Raw genomic sequence first — 16,769 nt, 5'->3', positions numbered from 1 at the left:
ACACTTCCGAGGAGCCCCGCACATGCCGAACTTCCAGCGCCCCAGTTCCCTGCCGATCCACAAGTACGGGCAGTACGAGCAGGTCGACATCCCCGACCGCACCTGGCCGGACAAGCGGATCACGGTCGCGCCCCGCTGGCTCTCCACCGACCTGCGTGACGGCAACCAAGCGCTGATCGACCCGATGTCCCCGGCCCGCAAGCGCGCGATGTTCGACCTGCTCGTACGCATGGGCTACAAGGAGATCGAGGTCGGATTCCCCTCGTCCGGGCAGACCGACTTCGACTTCGTGCGGTCGATCATCGAGGACGAGGACGCGATCCCCGAGGACGTGACGATCTCCGTCCTGACCCAGGCCCGCGAAGAGCTGATCGAGCGCACCGTCGAGTCCCTGAAGGGCGCCCGGCGCGCGACCGTCCACCTGTACAACGCGACCGCGCCCGTCTGGCGCGACGTCGTCTTCCGCGGCTCGCGCGACGCCGTGAAGCAGATCGCCGTCGACGGCACGCGCCTGGTCATGGAGTACGCGGACAAGCTGCTCGACGACCGGACGACCTTCGGCTACCAGTACAGCCCGGAGATCTTCACGGACACCGAGCTGGACTTCGCCCTGGAGGTCTGCGAGGGCGTCATGGACGTCTGGCAGCCCGACGCCGAGCGCGAGATCATCCTCAACCTGCCCGCCACGGTGGAGCGTTCGACGCCCTCGACCCACGCGGACCGCTTCGAGTGGATGTCCCGCAATCTGTCCCGGCGCGAGTTCGTCTGCCTCTCCATCCACCCGCACAACGACCGCGGCACCGCCGTCGCCGCCGCCGAGCTGGCCGTGATGGCCGGCGGCGACCGCGTCGAGGGCTGCCTGTTCGGCCAGGGCGAGCGCACCGGCAACGTCGACCTGGTGACGCTGGGCATGAACCTGTTCTCGCAGGGCGTCGACCCGCAGATCGACTTCTCGGACATCGACGAGGTGCGTCGCGTGTACGAGTACTGCAGCCAGATGGAGGTCCACCCCCGCCACCCCTACGCGGGCGACCTCGTCTACACCGCCTTCTCCGGCTCCCACCAGGACGCCATCAAGAAGGGCTTCGACGCGATGGAGGCCCGGGCCGCGGCCGCGGGCAAGACCGTCGACGACATCGAATGGGCCGTGCCGTACCTGCCCATCGACCCCAAGGACGTCGGCCGCTCCTACGAGGCCGTCATCCGCGTCAACTCCCAGTCGGGCAAGGGCGGTATCGCGTACGTCCTGCAGAACGACCACAAGCTGGACCTGCCGCGCCGCATGCAGATCGAGTTCTCGAAGATCATCCAGGCGAAGACCGACGCCGAGGGCGGCGAGGTCACGCCCACCGCGATCTGGAGCGTCTTCCAGGACGAGTACCTGCCCAACCCCGAGAACGCTGCGGCTCAATGGGGTCGGATTCAGGTCAAGAACGGCCAGACGACGACCGACACCGACGGCGTCGACACCCTCACCGTCGAGGCCACGCTGGACGGCGTCGACACCGTCCTGACCGGCTCCGGCAACGGCCCGATCTCCGCGTTCTTCGACGCGCTGCAGGGCATCGGCATCGACGTACGCCTGCTCGACTACCAGGAGCACACGATGAGCGAGGGCGCGTCCGCGCAGGCCGCCTCGTACATCGAGTGCGCGATCGGCGACAAGGTCCTGTGGGGCATCGGCATCGATGCGAATACGACACGTGCGTCGCTGAAGGCCGCGGTCTCCGCCGTCAACCGCGCCGCGCGCTGACCCCGTCACCGGTGCGTTTCACGCCCCGTCCGCCGATCCGGCGGGCGGGGCGTCGTCGTCTCCCGGCCATGTCCCGCTCGATCTCCTGTACGAGGTGCTGACGTCGCATCACCGATGTGGCTAACATCACGCCAACGCGGCAATGCAGCCGGGGAGTTACGGAGGTGCGTGGTGCTGCCAGATCGGGGACGAAACGGCCGGAAAACGCGCATCTTCGGCAGGCCCGTCACGCGCGGGCATGCCCTGTTCAGGCGGGTGATCGGCATGCACACCGCCTGGGACGCCGTCGGCGACGGCGAGTTCTTCTGCCCCGCCTGCGGCGGCGACCGCAACTACCAGCGGCTCACCGGACGGCGCCGCTTCGTCCTGCTCGGCCTGCCCGTCGTGCCGCGCGGCACCGCGGGACCCGTCATCCAGTGCGCCGCCTGCCAGGACCTGTTCGACCCCGACGTGCTCGACCACCCCACCACCACACGGCTCTCCGCGATGCTCCGCGACGCCGTGCACACGGTCGTCCTCGCCGTCCTCTCCACCGGCGGCGCCACCTCGCGCACCACCCTGGAGACCGCCGTCGGCACGCTGCGCGGCGCGGGCTTCGACGACTGCACCCAGGACCAGCTCATGGCCCTCGTCGACGCGCTCGCCGCCGACACCGGGCGCGCCGAGCCCGACTGCGGCCCCGGCATCCCCGGCCTCGCCATCGAACTCCACGAGGCGCTCGGCCCGCTCGCCCCGCACCTCGCCCCCGCGGGCCGCGAGGCACTGCTCCTCCAGGGCGCCAGGATCGCCCTCGCCGACGGGCCCTACACGCCCGCCGAGCGTGACGTGCTCAGCACGGCGGGATGCGCGCTGACGATCGGATCGGACGACGTGGCACGGCTGCTGGTGGCGGCGCGGACGCCGTCCTGAGGAAGCGGGGTCGTCGCACGGGAGTACTCCGCCGGGAGTAATCCCCGCCCCCGGCCTCCCCGCGCCGTACGCCCCAACTCGCCCCCGAGCCTGACGGATTGAGGACCCGCCCCCGGAAGGGTTGACCCCGGACACGTCACCCCTGCCGAAGGAGGCCCGTCATGGGGGCCGCACAGAACACTGCCGCGCCACCGGGGCGCCGGCGCGCCGTGCCCTGGGTGTTTCTGGGGCTCTGGATCGTCGTGCTCGCGCTCGCCTCGCCCTTCGCGGCGAAGCTCGCCGACGTCCAGAAGGACCGGCCCGTCGACTACCTTCCCGCGAGCGCGGACTCCACCGAAGTCGCCGAGATCCAGGACCGGTTGCCCGGGGGCGAGGCCACCGAGCTGGTGCTCGTCTACCACCGGGACGGCGGTCTCACCGTCGCCGACCGGAAGACGGCCGGTGAGCAGGTCGCCGAGATCGCGGACGCCCACAAGCTCGTCGCGGAGCCCAAGGGCGTGCCGTCGGCGGACGGCGCCACCCTCATGTATCCGGTCGCGAGCACCGAGCCCGGGCAGGACGAGGAGAAGCGGGACGCGCTCGTCGAGAGCGTGCGCGAAGTCGCCGGGGGCGAGGGCGGGTTGAGCGTCGACGTCGGGGGCTCGGGGGCGCTCGACACCGATGCGGGGGAGGTCTACAACTCGCTCGGCGGGCCGCTGCTCTACACCACCGCCGGGGTCGTCGCGCTGCTGCTCGTCCTCATCTACCGCAGCCCGTTCCTGTGGCTCGTGCCGCTCGCCGTCGCGGGGGTCGCGGACTACTTCGCGATGGCCGTCGCCTACGGACTCCACCAGGCCTTCGGTACGGCCGTCACCGGGCAGAGCTCGGGCGTCATGACGATCCTCGTGTTCGGCGCGGGCACCGACTACGCGCTGCTGCTCGTCTCCCGCTACCGGGAGGAGCTGCGCAGGATCGAGCGGCCCTACGACGCCATGGCCGCGGCCCTGCGCGGCTGCGGGCCCGCCGTGCTCGCCTCGTCGGGGACCGTCGCCGCAGGGCTGCTCTGTCTGCTGGCCGCCGATCTGAACAGCAGCCGGGGCATGGGGCCGCTCGGCACCGTCGGGGTGCTCTGCGCGCTCACCATGATGCTGACGCTGCTGCCCGCGATCCTCGTGCTGCTCGGGAGGCGCGTGTTCTGGCCGCTCGTGCCCGCGTTCGGCAGCGCGCCCAAGCAGCGGCGGAGTCTGTTCGCCGCGATGGGGAGTTCGGCGGGGCGCAGGCCGCTGACCGTGCTCGCGGCCGGTGCCGTGCTGCTCGGGGCGCTCGCGCTCGGTGCGTTCAACCTGCCGGGCTCCCTCAAGCAGGAGGACTCCTTCACCAAGACCCCGGAGTCCGTGTCCGCCATGGAGACCCTCGCCGCCGCCTATCCGGAACAGGGCACCCAGCCCATCACCGTGATGACCCCGGCCGGGCGGGCCGGGGACGCGCTCGCCGAGATCCGCGGCACGAAGGGCGTCGACAGCGCGGAGCGGGGACGTACGGCCGAAGGGTGGACCGAGATCTCCGTGTTCGCGTCCGCGCCGCCCGAGTCGGCGGGCGAGACCGCCACCATCGAAGCGCTGCGGGACGGGCTCGACGGATCGTACGTGGGCGGCGCGAGCGCCCAGCAGACCGATCTGCGGGACACCAACGCGCGGGACCGGATGATCGTGGTGCCGCTGGTGCTCGGGGCCGTGCTGCTGATCCTCGTCGCCCTGCTGCGCAGCCTCGTCGCGCCGCTGCTGCTGCTCGCCGCGGTCGTCGCCGTGTGGGGCGCCGCGCTCGGCATCGCGGGGCTCGTCCTCGAGCCGCTCTTCGGGTTCGAGGGCACCGATCCCGGACTCGGACTGCTGTCCTTCGTCTTCCTCGTCGCGCTCGGGGTCGACTACGGGATCTTCCTGATGCACCGGATGCGTGAGGAGTGCTTGAACGGGGCCGAACCGGGGACGGCCGCGCTCACCGCACTGCGCACCACCGGAGGCGTCATCGCGTCGGCGGGCCTCGTGCTCGCCGCGACGTTCGCGGTGCTCACCAACATGCCGCTCGTCCAACTCGTCGAGCTGGGCTTCGTCATCGCGGTCGGCGTGCTGCTCGACACCTTCCTGGTGCGTACGTACCTGGTGACGAGCGCGAGCGTGGCGCTCGGCAGGAAGGTGTGGTGGCCGGGGCCGCTGTCCAGGCCCCGGGCGGTGGCCGCCGCCCAGGAGCCCGAACCCGTCAGGGTGTCCGCTCCGTGACGTCCGCGTCCAGGGCGCCCCTCCCCTCCCGGAGGGGCGCCCGCGTGGCGCAGGATGAGGCGGTGGAATCACCTCTCACGGCACAGGGGGCGGCGCGCGGCACCGGCCCCCGCAACCTCATCGAGCGGGTCGTCGGCCCGGCCGCCTCCGGCGAACGGCTGCGCACGGACGTGCTGTTCGCGCTCGCCATGGCCGCGAGCGCCGTCGTGATCGTGCGGATCGTGCGGGACAACGGCGATCCACCGGACGTGTCCGGCTGGGCGCTGCTGCTCGTCGCCCACGTCGTCATCGTGTGGCGGCGGCGCGCCCCGGTCCGCGTCATGGTCGTGATGATGGTGATCCTGCTGGCCTACCACTCCCTGGACAACAACCACACCGCGCCCATGGCGGTGTCGATGGTCTCCCTGTTCACCGTGGCCTCCAGGACCAGGCCGCGCAACGCCGTCCTCGTCGGCGCCGCGGTCCTGGGCATCATGCTGAGCGTGAAGTTCCACGAGGGCATGGCCGAGGGCAGGGAGTCGCTGCGGATATCCGGCTGGATCGTGTCCTTCCTGCTGCTCGGCGTGTACGTGCGCATGCACCGGCAGTACGTCGGTTCCGTGCTTGAGCGGGCCGAGCGCGCGGAGCGCACCCGTGAGGAGGAGGCCCGGCGCAGGGTCGCCGAGGAACGGCTGCGGGTCGCCCGCGATCTGCACGACCTGCTCGCGCACAGCATCACCCTGGTCGGCGTCCAGACGTCCGTCGCCGCGCACGTCCTCGCCGCCGACCCGGACCGCCTCGACCGGGTCGCCGTCGCCAGGGCGCTCGACGACGTCGCGGACACCTGCCGCACCGCACGCGGTGAACTCCGCGCCACCCTGGAGGTGTTGAGGTCGGGCCACGAGGAGGAGGCCAGGGGTCCGCTGCCGGGGCTCGACGGGCTGCCCGACCTCGCGGCCGCGGCCCGCACCGCGGGCGCCGACGTCGACCTGTCGGTGGCCGAGTGCCAGGCGCCGCCCGCGGTGGGCGCCGCCGCCTACCGCATCGTGCAGGAGGCCCTCACCAACGCCGTACGGCACGCGGGGCCCGACCTCACCGTGCGGGTGGCCGTGCACGTCGAGGACGCCGCCCTGAACGTGACGGTCACCGACGACGGCGCGGGAGCCGGGGAGCCGTCCCACGCGCCGGGGTTCGGCCTCGTCGGGATGCGGGAGCGGGCCCGCACGGTGGGCGGCACCCTGGAGGCGGGGCCGCGGCCCGAGGGGGGTTTCATGGTGTCGGCGGTGCTGCCCCTCGCACCGGTGTCGCTGGGCGGCCTGACGTGACGGACCGTTGCCGGGAAGGCTCCATGACCCACCATTCCCCTTCGCCGGGAGGCCCGACATGACCATCCGCGTGCTGCTCGCCGACGACCAGACGCTGGTGCGTGCCGCGTTCGCGATGCTCGTCGAATCGGCGCCCGACATGGAGGTGGTGGCGCAGGCGGGCACCGGACGCTCGGCGGTCGACCTCGCGCGTGCCGAGCGGGCCGACCTCGTCGTCATGGACATCCGCATGCCCGACCTCGACGGCATCGAGGCGACCCGGCTGATCGCGGCGGACGAGGACCTGGCGGGCGTGAAGGTCCTGATGCTCACGACGTACGACACGGACCAGCACGTCGTCGACGCGCTGCGCGCGGGCGCGTCCGGGTTCCTGGTCAAGGACACCAGGCCCGCCGAACTCCTCGACGCCATCCGCACGGTGGCGGCCGGTGAGTCCCTGCTCTCCCCGGGGCCCACGGCACGCCTGATAGCCCGGGTGCTGCGGGCGCCGGACGCCGGGGACCTCGCCGGGTCCGGCGGTCCCGACGGGCTCTCGGAGCGGGAGCGGCAGGTCCTGCGGCTCGTCGCGCGGGGCCTGAACAACACGGAGATCGCCGAGACGCTCGGCCTGAGCCCGCTGACCGCGAAGACGCATGTGAGCCGGATCATGGGGAAGCTGGGCGCCCGGGACCGCGCCCAACTGGTCATTGTGGCCTATGAGTCGGGCCTTGTGGCGCCCGGGTCCGTGCCGTCCGCCTGAACCCCCTCCGGGGTGTCACAGCAGCCCGGCCGCCGCCAGATACTTGCCGACCCGTTCGACGTCCTCCGTGGACAGCGGGATCTGCGGCTCCGCCGTGGCGGGGCAGTCGATGACGCCCCGCAGATGCAGCGCCGCCTTGAACGCGCCGAGCGCGGCCGAGCTGCCGCCCATCCGGGCCGGGTCGCCCGCCGTGACCATGCCGAACAGGCCGCACAGCCGCTCCTGTTCGGTCCGCGCCCGCGCCCAGTCGCCCTCGCGGCAGGCGCGGTAGAGGCGCACGTACCCCTCGGGGTCGACGTTCCCGAGGCCCGGCACGACGCCGTCGGCGCCCATCGCGAGCGCCGAGTCGACGGTCACCTCGGACCCGGTGAGCACGCTCAGGCCGACGGGCCCCGACCGCTTGCCGATGATGACGCGCCGGAAGCCGCCCTCGTCGCCGCTGGAGTCCTTCAGGCCCGCGATGACGCCCTGCGCGGCGAGTTCGAGGACCAGTTCGGGGGCCAGCTTGGTGTGGACGGACGCGGGCAGGTCGTAGGCGAGGACCGGCACCTGTGACCCGCGGGCGACGAGCCGGAAGTGGCGGGCGATCTCGGCGGGGTGCGTGCGCGTGTAGAAGGGTGCGGTGACCACCGCGGCGTCGGCGCCGGCCGCGCCGAGCGTGCGCACATGGTCCAGGACGCGGGGCGTCGTCATGTCGATCGCGCCCGCCAGGACCGGCAGTTGACCGGCCACATGACGTACGACCGTGTCGAGCACCTGCGCGCGCTGCCGGTCGGTGAGGTAGGCGACCTCGGAGGTCGAGCCGAGTACGAACAGGCCGTCCACGCCGCCCGCGACCAGATGGTCGACGAGCCTGACGAGGGAGGCGGTGTCCACCTCGCGGTCCGGTGTCAGGGGAGTGCAGACGGGCGGGACGACACCGGTGAGCGGGGTGGGCAGAGTCATGGATGCTCCCTGGATGCTTGGGCCGTGGCGGCGGCCTGGGTGACGAGCTCGTGGGTCGACTGTCCTTCGCCCACGGGGTGATGGCAACGGAACGTGTGCGCGGGGCCCGCGGGTTCGGGGTTCGGCATCGCGGTGGCGCACACCTCGTCGGCCTTCCAGCAGCGGGTGCGGAACGGGCAGCCGCTCGGCGGGCGGGTCGCCGAAGGCACGGGGCCGACCAGCGGGATCGGGTCGATGGGGTCGAGGAGTCCGGGCGTCGCGGAGAACAGGGCGCGGGTGTACGGGTGCCTGGCCCGGTCGAGGATCTCGGCGGCGGGCGACTCCTCGACGATCCGGCCCAGATACATGGTCACCACGCGGTCGCTCATGCGCCGCACGGTCTGGATGTCGTGCGAGACGAACACGAGGGCGAGGCCCAGGCGTTCCTTCAGGTCGAGGAGGAGGTTCAGGATCTGGGCGCGGACCGACACGTCGAGGGCGCTGGTCGGCTCGTCCGCCACGACGAGGTCCGGTTCGAGGGCCAGGGCGCGGGCGATGGCGACGCGTTGGCGTTGCCCGCCGGACAGCTGGCCGGGGAGTCCGTCGGCGAGGACCTTGGGCAGGCCCACCAGATCCATCAACTCCCTCGCGCGGGCGTCGCGTTCCCTCGGTGTGCCGCGTCGGTGCACGTCCAGGGGGTCGCGGAGGATCTGGCGCACGGAGAGTCTGCGGTTCAGGGCGGTCGAGGGGTCCTGGAAGATCATTCCGGTGCGGGTGCCGATCGCCGTCCGGCGGGGGGCGGGGTTCATCGTCCACAGGTCGTGGCCCTGGAAGGACACCGTGCCGGATGTGGGGCGCTGGACGCCTACGAGGACCTTGGCCAGGGTGGATTTGCCGCAGCCCGATTCGCCGACGACGCCGATGGTCTCGCCGGGGGCGATGGACAGGGTGGCGCCTGTCAGGGCGTGCACCCTGTCGCGGGACAGGAGGCCGCCCGATCGGGCCCTGTGCACTACGTGCACGTCGCTCAACTCGACGATGGGCGTGGTCATTTCGTCTGCCTCTTTGTCGTGGGGCGACGCGCCGTTGGTACGTCTGCGGGTTCGCTGTGGCTGGTCGCGCAGTTCCCCGCGCCCCTGACGGGCGCTTCCGCGCCCGCTGGGTGGTGGCATGCCGTCGCGTGTGACTGGTTGCCGATCAGCTCGGGAGCGTCGGTGTGGCACACCTCGCTCGCCAGCGGGCATCTGTCGGCGAAGCGGCAGCCCTGGGGGAAGTCCGCGGGGGACGGGACCACGCCCTTGATCTGGGTGAGGCGTGGGGCCGCCGATTCGAGGGAGAGGACCGAGCCGAGCAGGCCGCGTGTGTAGTGGTGGGTCGGGGCCTCCACGAGGTCGGCGGTGATGCCCGTCTCGACGATCTGGCCGCCGTACATCACCACCACGCGGTCGGTGACGTCGGCGACGAGGGCCAGGTCGTGCGAGACGAGGATCAGGGCGAAGCCGAGTTCCTCGCGCAGGCGCAGGAGGAGCTGGATGATCTGGGCCTGGACGGTGACGTCGAGTGCGGTGGTGGGCTCGTCGGCGACGACGAGTTTGGGGTCGCGGGACAGGGCCATGGCGATCAGGACGCGCTGGCGCTGGCCGCCGGAGAGTTCGTGGGGGTAGCTGCGCAGGGTGCGTTCGGGGTCGAGGCCGACCAGTTCGAGGAGTTCGGCGGGGGTGCGGCGGCCACCCCTTCGTACGACCTGTTTGAGCTGGGAGCGGACCGTCATCGCGGGGTTCAGCGACGACAGGGCGTCCTGGTAGATCATCGCCATGTCGTGGCCGAGGAGGCGGCGCCTGGCCCGCATCGGCAGTCCGGTCAGCTCGCGGCCGTCGAAGGTGACGCGGCCGCGGATCCGCGCACCCCTGGGCTGCAGGCCCATCACCGTCAGGGCGGTCAGGGACTTGCCGCAGCCGGACTCGCCGACCAGGCCGAGGACTTCGCCGGGGCGTACGTCGAAGCTGATGCCGTCGACGATGTCCACTCCGGCGTGGCGTTCGGCGAAGCCGATGGCGAGGCCGGTGACCGTGAGGACGGGGTCGCCCTGGGGGAGCGGGCGGGCCCGGGAGCGCAGGCGGTGGGCGGCCTCGGTCAGGCCGGGGAGTTCGAGGACCTTTCCGCTGCCGGGTTCGGGCGCTTCGATGCGGTCCTTCGCGCGGTCCTCGCCCGTGACGTCGCGGCCGGACGGCGCCGCCCAGGCGTCGGACACGCCTTCGGAGAGGATGTTGAGGGCGAGGACGGTGAGGAGCATCAGGAGGCCGGGGAAGACCGTCGCCCACCAGCCGCCGATGAGCACCATGTTCTTGCCGTCGGCGATGACGCTGCCCCAGGACGGGTCGGGCGGCCGCACGCCCGCGCCGATGAAGGACAGCGACGCCTCGAAGACGATGGCCTCGGCGACCTGGACGGTGCAGAAGACGAGGATCGGCGCGGCGCAGTTGACGGCGACGTGGCGGATCAGGATGTGCGGGGTGCGGGCGCCGATGATGCGTTCGGCGACCACGTAGTCCTCGCCGTACTGGTCCATCACATTGGCCCGTACGACGCGGGCGATCGGCGGGGTGAACAGGAACGCGATGGCGCAGATGAGGACGACGATGCCGCCGCCGAAGACCGCGACGAGCACGGCGGCGAGCGCGATGCCGGGGAACGCCATGACGACGTCGAGGCAGCGCATCAGCGTCTCGTCGACGGCCTTGCGGGAGGTCGCGGCGACCGCGCCGATCACGGCGCCGACGACGAGGGCGAGCAGGGTGGCGCCGAGCCCGATCGCGAGCGACCAGCGGGCCCCGTACATCAGCCTGCTGAGGATGTCGCGGCCGAGGCTGTCCTGGCCCATCCAGTGGTCGGCGGAGGGGTGTCCTGTGCCGTCGGCCTGGGTCTGCTGGTCGAGCGGGTCGTGCGGGGCGATGAGCGGCGCGAGGAGCGCCACCAGGACGACCACGCCGACGACGCCGACCGCGACGCGGGACAGGACGGGCAGCTTGCGCAGCGAGCGGAGCCGGATGCCGGGCACGGAGAGGCGCTCGGTCAGCGCCTTGCGCGAGGTGATCATCAACTCGTCCCCCTCAGGCGCGGGTTGACCAGGAGGTGGAGGACGTCGATGGCGAGGTTGACGACGACGAAGCCGACGGCGGTGGTGATGACGACGCCCTGGACGACGGCCGGGTCGCCGTTCTTCACGGCGTCGATCATCAGCTTCCCCATGCCGGGCAGCGAGAAGATCGTCTCGATGACGACGGCGCCGCCGAGCAGATAGCCGACGCGCAGGCCGAGCACGGTGAGCGGGTTGATGAGGGCGTTGCGCAGGACGTTGCGGCCGACGACGACCACGGGCGGCAGTCCGCTGCCGACGGCGGTGCGGACGTAGTCCTTGTCGAGTTCCTCGACCACCGCGGTGCGGATGATGCGGGTGAGGCCCGCCGCGACCGGCAGGGAGAGCGCGAAGGCGGGCAGCGTCATCGTCTTGAGCCAGCCGGTGAAGGAGTCGCCGGGGTTGATGTAGCCGCCGGTCGGGAACCAGCCGAGGTCCACTGCCAGGTACTGGATCATCAGGAGCGCGAGCCAGAAGCCGGGGGCCGCGACGCCGGTCAGCGAGACGACGCGGATCAGCTGGTCGGGGAGCCGGTCGCGGTAGATCGCGGCGGTCACGCCGAGGGTGAGCGAGAGCACCACGGCGATGCCGAGGCCGAGGAAGGTGAGCTGCATGGTGAGCGGCAGGGCGGTGGTGACCTGGTCGAGGACGGGGGAGCGGTTGAGGACGCTGATGCCCATGTCGCCCTGGAGCAGGTCCCCTACAAAGGCGATGTAGCGGACCGGCAGCGGGTCGAGCAGGCCGTTCTCCTCGCGGAAGTCGTGGAGCTGCTGGGGCGTCGGGTTGGCGCCCTGGAAGAACGCGGATGCCGGGTCGACGTCCGAGAACCGCATCACGAGGAACACGAAGAGGACGATGCCGAGCAGCAGCGGGACGAGCAGGGCGATGCGGCGGGCCAGGATTCTGAGGACGGCGGTCACGGCGTACGACTCCTGAACTGGCCGTCTGTCAGGCCCACTTGGCCTGGAGCAGATTGATCCCGGGATAGGGCTGGGCCTTGACGCCGGTGAGCTTGTCGGGGTCCCAGGCGGTCATCAGTTCGTTGTGCACGACCGGATAGAGCACGGCCTGCTCCGCCACGACGTCGATGTAGTCCTGGATCATCGCCCGTTTCTTCGACGCGTCGGGCTCGCGGGTCGCCTGGTCCATGTCCTTGAAGAGCTTCTTGGCGACAGCGTTGTCGGCCCAGCGCGCGTAGCCCATCCAGATGTTCTCGGGGCCGTAGTTGTAGTGCATGATCAGGTCGGCGTCGAGGCCGAACTGGTTGGGGTTGGACGCGGCCGCGACGACCTGGAAGTCCTTCTTCTGGTCCAGCTTGGTGAATACGGCGGTGGTCTCCTGCGGGTCGAGGGTGACCTCGACGCCGAGCTTCTCCCAGCCGTCCTTGATGGTGGGCAGGCAGTCCACGATCCAACTCACGTTCACCGCCATGAGGTTGATCGACAGCTTGCCGACCCCGGCGTCCTTCAGGAGCTTCTTCGCCTTCGCCAGGTCGTATCCGTAGACGCTCTTGGCGGGCCGGTAGGAGGGGTTGGACTCGTTGAGGAAGGACGTCGACGCCTTGCCGTGGCCCTTGAGCGCGGCCTCGATCATCTTCTCGCGGTCGATGGCGTAGTGCAGGGCCTGCCGGACGCGTACGTCGTCGAACGGCTTGTGCGCGGTGTTGAAGAGCAGGAAGAGGTTGTTCATGCCCGCGCCGCCCTCGACGGTGAGCCCGCCCTTCTTCAGCTGCTCGATGTTGGCGTACGGGATGTTGTCGGCGATCTCCGCGTCCGCGCTGGAGCCGGAGATCTTCGCGACGCGCGGCGCGGCGTCCACGATGGTCAGCCAGTTCATCTTCTTGAAGGCGGCCTTGCGCGGGCCGTTGTAGTCGCCGAAGGCCTCGAAGGTGGTGTTCGACTTCGCGTGGTGCGCGGTCTGCCGGTAGGGGCCCGAGCCCACCGCCTTGCCCTTGGTCGCGTCGTCCCAGGCGCCGGGCTTGGAGAACACGTGCTTCGGCATGATCTTGGCGAGGGAGAGCCGGGCCGCGCCGTCCGGGAAGGGGAACTTGAGGATCAGCTCGACGTTCGTCGCGTCGACCTTCTTGACCTCCTTCAGCCAGCTCGCGAAGAAGTTCTTGGCCAGCGTCTGCGTCTTCGGGTCCAGGATCCGGTCGAAGACGAACACCACGTCGTCGGCGGTGACGGGCTTCCCGTCGTGCCACTTGGCGCCGGGCCGCAGCGCGAACTTCCACGTGGTCGCCTTGAGGTCGGCGGGGATCCGGGTGGCGAGCGCGGGGTACGGCTCGCGGGTGATCGGGTCCGTGCCGAGCAGGCCCTCGTAGATGTGCTCGTTCCCGGCCATCGCGAAGGCGGACGCGGTCAGCGTCGGGTCCCAACTGCCGTCGTTGCCATAGCCGATGACGGCCGTGAGCGTGGCGTCGCCGCCCTTGCCGCCGCCCCCGGTGTCGTTCGTGGACTCGGGCCCCGACGAGCAGGCGGCGAGCGTCGTGGTGAGGGCGGTGGCCGCCCCGAGGGCGCCGGTGTACCTGAGGAAGGAGCGGCGGTCCGGCGCGACTCCGTGGTGCGTGGTCCGGGGGGTCTGGTCGCTCACTGTGTCTCCCTTGAGAGATCCCACGTCCTACGTCGTGGTGGCGTGGCGACCATAGGAGCGGTGCGGGACCCGGTCAAGAGATCGCGCAGGGATCCGAATACGGCGAAGTCGTACCGGAGGTGGGACGTGGGATGTCGGTCGTGCCTACGATGGCCCGCATGCCACAGGAGCCAGTCCGAGAGCGGCGTGTGAGCGGTCAAGTCCGGCGTGAGGTCGTGCAGTTGATCCTGGAAAGAGGGCTGCGGCCGGGGTCCCCGCTGCCCACCGAGGCCGAGCTGATGGAGGCGCTCGGCGTCAGCCGCAACTCGGTGCGCGAGGCACTGAAGGCGCTCCAGGCCCTGGACATCGTGGAGATCAGACACGGCTACGGAACGTATGTGGGCCAGGCGTCCCTCACCCCGCTCGCCGACGGCCTGACCTTCCGCGCGCTCGTCCAGCTCCGCGACGACGACCACGCGCTCGCGGAGATCCTGGAGGTGCGGGAGGTCCTGGAGGAGGGCCTGATGCGGCGGGTCGCGGGGACGCTCACCGACGCCGAACTGTGCCACCTGGAGGAACTGGTGCGGCGCATGGAGGGCGCGGCGGACACCGGGACGGCCTTCCCCGAACTGGACAGGGAGTTCCACGAGGCGCTCTACCGCTCGCTCGGCAACGAACTGGTGCCGCAGCTGCTCGGCGCGTTCTGGAACGTCTTCCACCGGGTGGCGGGGGCGCGCGGCTGGTCGAGGGACCCGGCGCCCGACGTGACGGTGCGCAGGCACCGGGACATCGTGACGGCGCTGCGCGCCCAGGACGTGGGCCGCGCCCAGCGGGCGATGGCGGACCACTTCCGGGGCATCGGGGAGCGGGCGGGGCAGGGGATGCGGGGGGTGGGGTAGCCGGGGCTGTCCGGTCCGGTGCCCGATGGCGCGGGTGATGCGTGCAAATTCCCGCACGGGAAGGTCAGCTCCGGTCATCCGCCTGCCTGGTGTGGTCAACGGGTGGTGGGGGTCGGACGCTTGGTCCATAGTGGCCGTTCACTGGCGGGGTTACGGAGAGTCGGGAGGGCCTGCGCATGGCCATCCGCGATGGGTGGCGTGAGCGATGGGGATCGAGGGCCGCCCGTGCGCTGCCGGTGACCGCAAGCTCCGTCCTCGCGGCCCCCGGGATGTTCGCGGGATGGGAACCGGCCACCGTCGCGCTGCTGATCGGCCCCCTCGCCGCCTGTGCGCGGCTCGGCGTCCTGCACACGGCGGTCACGGTCTGCTGGGCGGCGCTCCTCGCCCTCGTGGCGGGCGCGGCACACGACTTCACGGCGTCCCCGCCCTTCCTCGCCGACTTCCTCGCGCTGCTGGCCGGCGGGGTGCTCGCCGTCACCGTCGCCGTCCGCAGGGCCCGGGAGGCCGCCGTGCTCGCCGGGGTCGTCGAGGTGGCGAGGGTCGCCCAGGGCGCGATCCTGCGGCCGTTCGCCGAGCGGATCGGCGGGATCGACGTGTGCACCCGGCACTACTGCCCCGTCCAGGGGGCGACGGTGGGCGGGGACGCGTACGACATCGCCCACACGCCGTACGGCACCCGGGTGTTCATCGGTGACGTGCGCGGCCACGACCTGGCCGCGCTGCGGATCTCGGCCGGGGTCATCAGGGGCTTCCGCGACCTCGCCTACGTCACCCCGGACCTCCCCGACCTGGCCCGTGAGCTGGACGCGCGGATCCGTGGGGAGCTCGGTCCCGAGGACTTCGTCACCGCGCTCTTCGCCGAGTTCGTGCCCGGCGAGGTCAGGCTCGTGAACTGCGGGCACCCCGCGCCGCTGCGGGTGGGACAGCAGATCAGACTGCTCGAAGCCCCCGAGCACACCACGCCGTTGGGGCTCGGGCCGCGGCCCGCCCTGTGGCGCGGCTGGCTGCAGCCCGGCGACCGCGTGCTGTTCTACACGGACGGGCTCAGCGAGGCGCGGGACGCGGGCGGCGTCGACTTCCCGCTCCTCAAGGGCGTCGCGGAGGCGCTGGCCGCGCCGCTGCCGTGCGACGCGCTCGACGCGCTGTACGACCTGCTCACCGTGCACACGGGGGCGCCGCTCGCCGACGACGTCGCACTGGTGCTCTGCCAGCCCGCCGAGCCGGCCATGCCGGGAGCCGAGCCGTTCTCCGTGCCGGGCTCCGACGGCGTCCGGCACGTGCCGTCCGCTAGGGCCGGCCACCCCACGCCGGGCGGTCATCCCCGCTGTTGATGACGGGCCCCATCTCCCGCGCGAGCGCCACCGCGAGCGCACGGAAGATGCGCACCTCCGGGTTCTGCTCGTCCGCGCGCACCGCGAGGTAGCTGCTCTCCCACGGGGCGTCGATGACCGGTACGAAGGTGGCGCCCGGCCAGGCGTAGTACCGGCCGAACGACTTCAGGCCGGAGCCCGCGGCCCGCCCCGTGACCACCCCGGTGAGCACTTCCTGCGGGGTCACCGCGTAGTCCGTGCTGCGGTGCCGGGCCTCGTCGTCGAAGTAGAGGTAGTCCGTGAAGGTGCGCGGCGTGTGGCCGGGGACGCGGAAGAACGGCAGGCCCGCGATGTCGGCGACCGTCGCGCCGGTCAGCCGGGCCGCGGCGAGCGGGGAGTGCTCGGGGACGACGACGATCCGCTGCTCCGTCGTGAGGACGTCGGCCGAGACCCGCTCGTCGTCGGGGCTCGGCCGCACGAACGCCACGTCCACGCGGTCCTCCGTCAGGGCCGTCACATGCTCCGTGAAGTCCAACTGGCGTATCTCGACCCGGACTTCGGGGCGGGCGCGCCGGTAGGCGTTGATCGAGGCGGGCGTCAGCTCCGCCGAGCCGTGCCCCATGATGCCGACCCGCAGCGGCCGGTGCGCCGCGGTGCCGCCCGGGCGGACGGTCTCCGCCATGTCGTCGAGCGCGGCGTTCGACGCGGCGAGCAGCACCCGGGCGTGCCCGGCGAGCCGCACCCCCGCGGGGGTGGGCACCACGGGGCTCCCGCCGCGGTCGAGGAGGGTCGCGCCGAGGTCCGTCTCCAGGCGGCGCACATGCTGGGTGACGGCGGGCGGCGAGAGGAAGAGCCGTGCCGCGGCCCGCCCGAAGTGTCCCTCCTCCACCACCGCGAGGAAGGACGAGAGGAGGCGCAGATCGAGCGGCGCGGAGGACATGCGTCCAGCGTAAGCGGGGTGGTCGGTGG

At 71.8% G+C, this 16,769-nt stretch carries 13 protein-coding genes; 7 read left to right on the top strand and 6 right to left on the bottom strand.

What is annotated here, in order from left to right:
* Positions 1–22 precede the first annotated feature (22 nt).
* The 5 genes from leuA (at position 23) to ACFWZ2_RS22010 (ending at position 6,960) form a co-directional block, all read left to right on the top strand.
* Positions 23–1,753 carry a 2-isopropylmalate synthase gene (gene leuA, locus ACFWZ2_RS22030; protein ID WP_384548132.1) on the top strand — a complete coding sequence of 577 codons (1,731 nt, stop codon included), beginning with the start codon at positions 23–25 and terminating at the stop codon, positions 1,751–1,753.
* Positions 1,754–1,924: 171 nt separating this feature from the next.
* Positions 1,925–2,662: a TerB family tellurite resistance protein gene (locus tag ACFWZ2_RS22025; RefSeq protein ID WP_384548130.1), complete on the top strand. Its 738-nt coding sequence runs from the start codon at positions 1,925–1,927 to the stop codon at positions 2,660–2,662.
* A 161-nt stretch (positions 2,663–2,823) separates the two neighbouring features.
* On the top strand, positions 2,824–4,917 hold the full coding sequence (locus ACFWZ2_RS22020) for an MMPL family transporter (protein ID WP_384548129.1): 2,094 nt from the start codon (positions 2,824–2,826) through the stop codon (positions 4,915–4,917).
* Between the two features lie 62 nt (positions 4,918–4,979).
* Complete coding sequence (locus ACFWZ2_RS22015) at positions 4,980–6,221, top strand: sensor histidine kinase (protein ID WP_384548125.1); 1,242 nt, start codon at positions 4,980–4,982, stop codon at positions 6,219–6,221.
* Positions 6,222–6,279: 58 nt separating this feature from the next.
* Positions 6,280–6,960, top strand: coding sequence for a response regulator (locus ACFWZ2_RS22010; RefSeq protein WP_384548124.1), 681 nt, complete (start codon positions 6,280–6,282; stop codon positions 6,958–6,960).
* A 15-nt stretch (positions 6,961–6,975) separates the two neighbouring features.
* On the opposite strand, the gene ACFWZ2_RS22005 is transcribed toward ACFWZ2_RS22010, so the two are convergent.
* From ACFWZ2_RS22005 to ACFWZ2_RS21985, 5 genes are read right to left on the bottom strand one after another with little or no spacing between them, the layout of a single operon-like run.
* The gene (locus ACFWZ2_RS22005; RefSeq protein ID WP_384548122.1) at positions 6,976–7,905 is read right to left on the bottom strand and encodes a dihydrodipicolinate synthase family protein; all 930 of its coding nucleotides are present in this window, start codon (positions 7,903–7,905) and stop codon (positions 6,976–6,978) included.
* On the bottom strand, positions 7,902–8,936 hold the full coding sequence (locus ACFWZ2_RS22000) for an oligopeptide/dipeptide ABC transporter ATP-binding protein (RefSeq protein ID WP_384548120.1): 1,035 nt from the start codon (positions 8,934–8,936) through the stop codon (positions 7,902–7,904). The genes ACFWZ2_RS22005 and ACFWZ2_RS22000 overlap by 4 nt, the downstream gene beginning before the upstream one ends.
* A complete protein-coding gene (locus ACFWZ2_RS21995) occupies positions 8,933–10,981 on the bottom strand; it encodes a dipeptide/oligopeptide/nickel ABC transporter permease/ATP-binding protein (protein WP_384548118.1) in 2,049 nt (682 codons plus the stop codon). The genes ACFWZ2_RS22000 and ACFWZ2_RS21995 overlap by 4 nt, the downstream gene beginning before the upstream one ends.
* Positions 10,981–11,940, bottom strand: a complete 960-nt coding sequence (locus tag ACFWZ2_RS21990; protein ID WP_384548117.1) for an ABC transporter permease — start codon at positions 11,938–11,940, stop codon at positions 10,981–10,983. Before ACFWZ2_RS21990 ends, ACFWZ2_RS21995 begins: the two co-directional genes overlap by 1 nt.
* A gap of 28 nt (positions 11,941–11,968) precedes the next feature.
* Positions 11,969–13,612: an ABC transporter substrate-binding protein gene (locus tag ACFWZ2_RS21985; protein ID WP_384548115.1), complete on the bottom strand. Its 1,644-nt coding sequence runs from the start codon at positions 13,610–13,612 to the stop codon at positions 11,969–11,971.
* Between the two features lie 149 nt (positions 13,613–13,761).
* Here ACFWZ2_RS21985 and ACFWZ2_RS21980 point away from each other — a divergent pair, with 149 nt between their 5' ends.
* Together ACFWZ2_RS21980 and ACFWZ2_RS21975 are read left to right on the top strand one after the other, a co-directional pair.
* Positions 13,762–14,490, top strand: coding sequence for a FadR/GntR family transcriptional regulator (locus ACFWZ2_RS21980; protein ID WP_384548291.1), 729 nt, complete (start codon positions 13,762–13,764; stop codon positions 14,488–14,490).
* A gap of 176 nt (positions 14,491–14,666) precedes the next feature.
* Positions 14,667–15,821, top strand: a complete 1,155-nt coding sequence (locus tag ACFWZ2_RS21975; protein ID WP_384548113.1) for a PP2C family protein-serine/threonine phosphatase — start codon at positions 14,667–14,669, stop codon at positions 15,819–15,821.
* Here the strand turns inward: ACFWZ2_RS21975 and ACFWZ2_RS21970 are convergent.
* Entirely contained in the window at positions 15,778–16,740 is a 963-nt protein-coding gene (locus ACFWZ2_RS21970) for a LysR family transcriptional regulator (RefSeq protein WP_384548111.1), read from the bottom strand. The genes ACFWZ2_RS21975 and ACFWZ2_RS21970 overlap by 44 nt on opposite strands.
* Positions 16,741–16,769: the final 29 nt, after the last annotated feature.

It is taken from the genome of Streptomyces sp. NPDC059002 (assembly GCF_042740435.1).
Lineage (GTDB): Bacteria > Actinomycetota > Actinomycetes > Streptomycetales > Streptomycetaceae > Streptomyces.
Note: the sequence above shows the minus strand (reverse complement) of the source record. Positions and strands in the feature narration are given on the sequence as shown.

What these genes read in the sequence shown, in the direction of transcription:
- leuA (WP_384548132.1), top strand. Translation starts at nt 23, where the DNA reads ATGCCGAACTTCCAGCGCCCCAGTTCCCTGCCGATCCACAAGTACGGG.
- ACFWZ2_RS22020 (WP_384548129.1), top strand. Translation starts at nt 2,824, where the DNA reads ATGGGGGCCGCACAGAACACTGCCGCGCCACCGGGGCGCCGGCGCGCC.
- ACFWZ2_RS22010 (WP_384548124.1), top strand. Translation starts at nt 6,280, where the DNA reads ATGACCATCCGCGTGCTGCTCGCCGACGACCAGACGCTGGTGCGTGCC.
- ACFWZ2_RS22005 (WP_384548122.1), bottom strand. Translation starts at nt 7,905, where the DNA reads ATGACTCTGCCCACCCCGCTCACCGGTGTCGTCCCGCCCGTCTGCACT.
- ACFWZ2_RS22000 (WP_384548120.1), bottom strand. Translation starts at nt 8,936, where the DNA reads ATGACCACGCCCATCGTCGAGTTGAGCGACGTGCACGTAGTGCACAGG.
- ACFWZ2_RS21995 (WP_384548118.1), bottom strand. Translation starts at nt 10,981, where the DNA reads ATGATCACCTCGCGCAAGGCGCTGACCGAGCGCCTCTCCGTGCCCGGC.
- ACFWZ2_RS21980 (WP_384548291.1), top strand. Translation starts at nt 13,762, where the DNA reads ATGGCCCGCATGCCACAGGAGCCAGTCCGAGAGCGGCGTGTGAGCGGT.
- ACFWZ2_RS21975 (WP_384548113.1), top strand. Translation starts at nt 14,667, where the DNA reads ATGGCCATCCGCGATGGGTGGCGTGAGCGATGGGGATCGAGGGCCGCC.
- ACFWZ2_RS21970 (WP_384548111.1), bottom strand. Translation starts at nt 16,740, where the DNA reads ATGTCCTCCGCGCCGCTCGATCTGCGCCTCCTCTCGTCCTTCCTCGCG.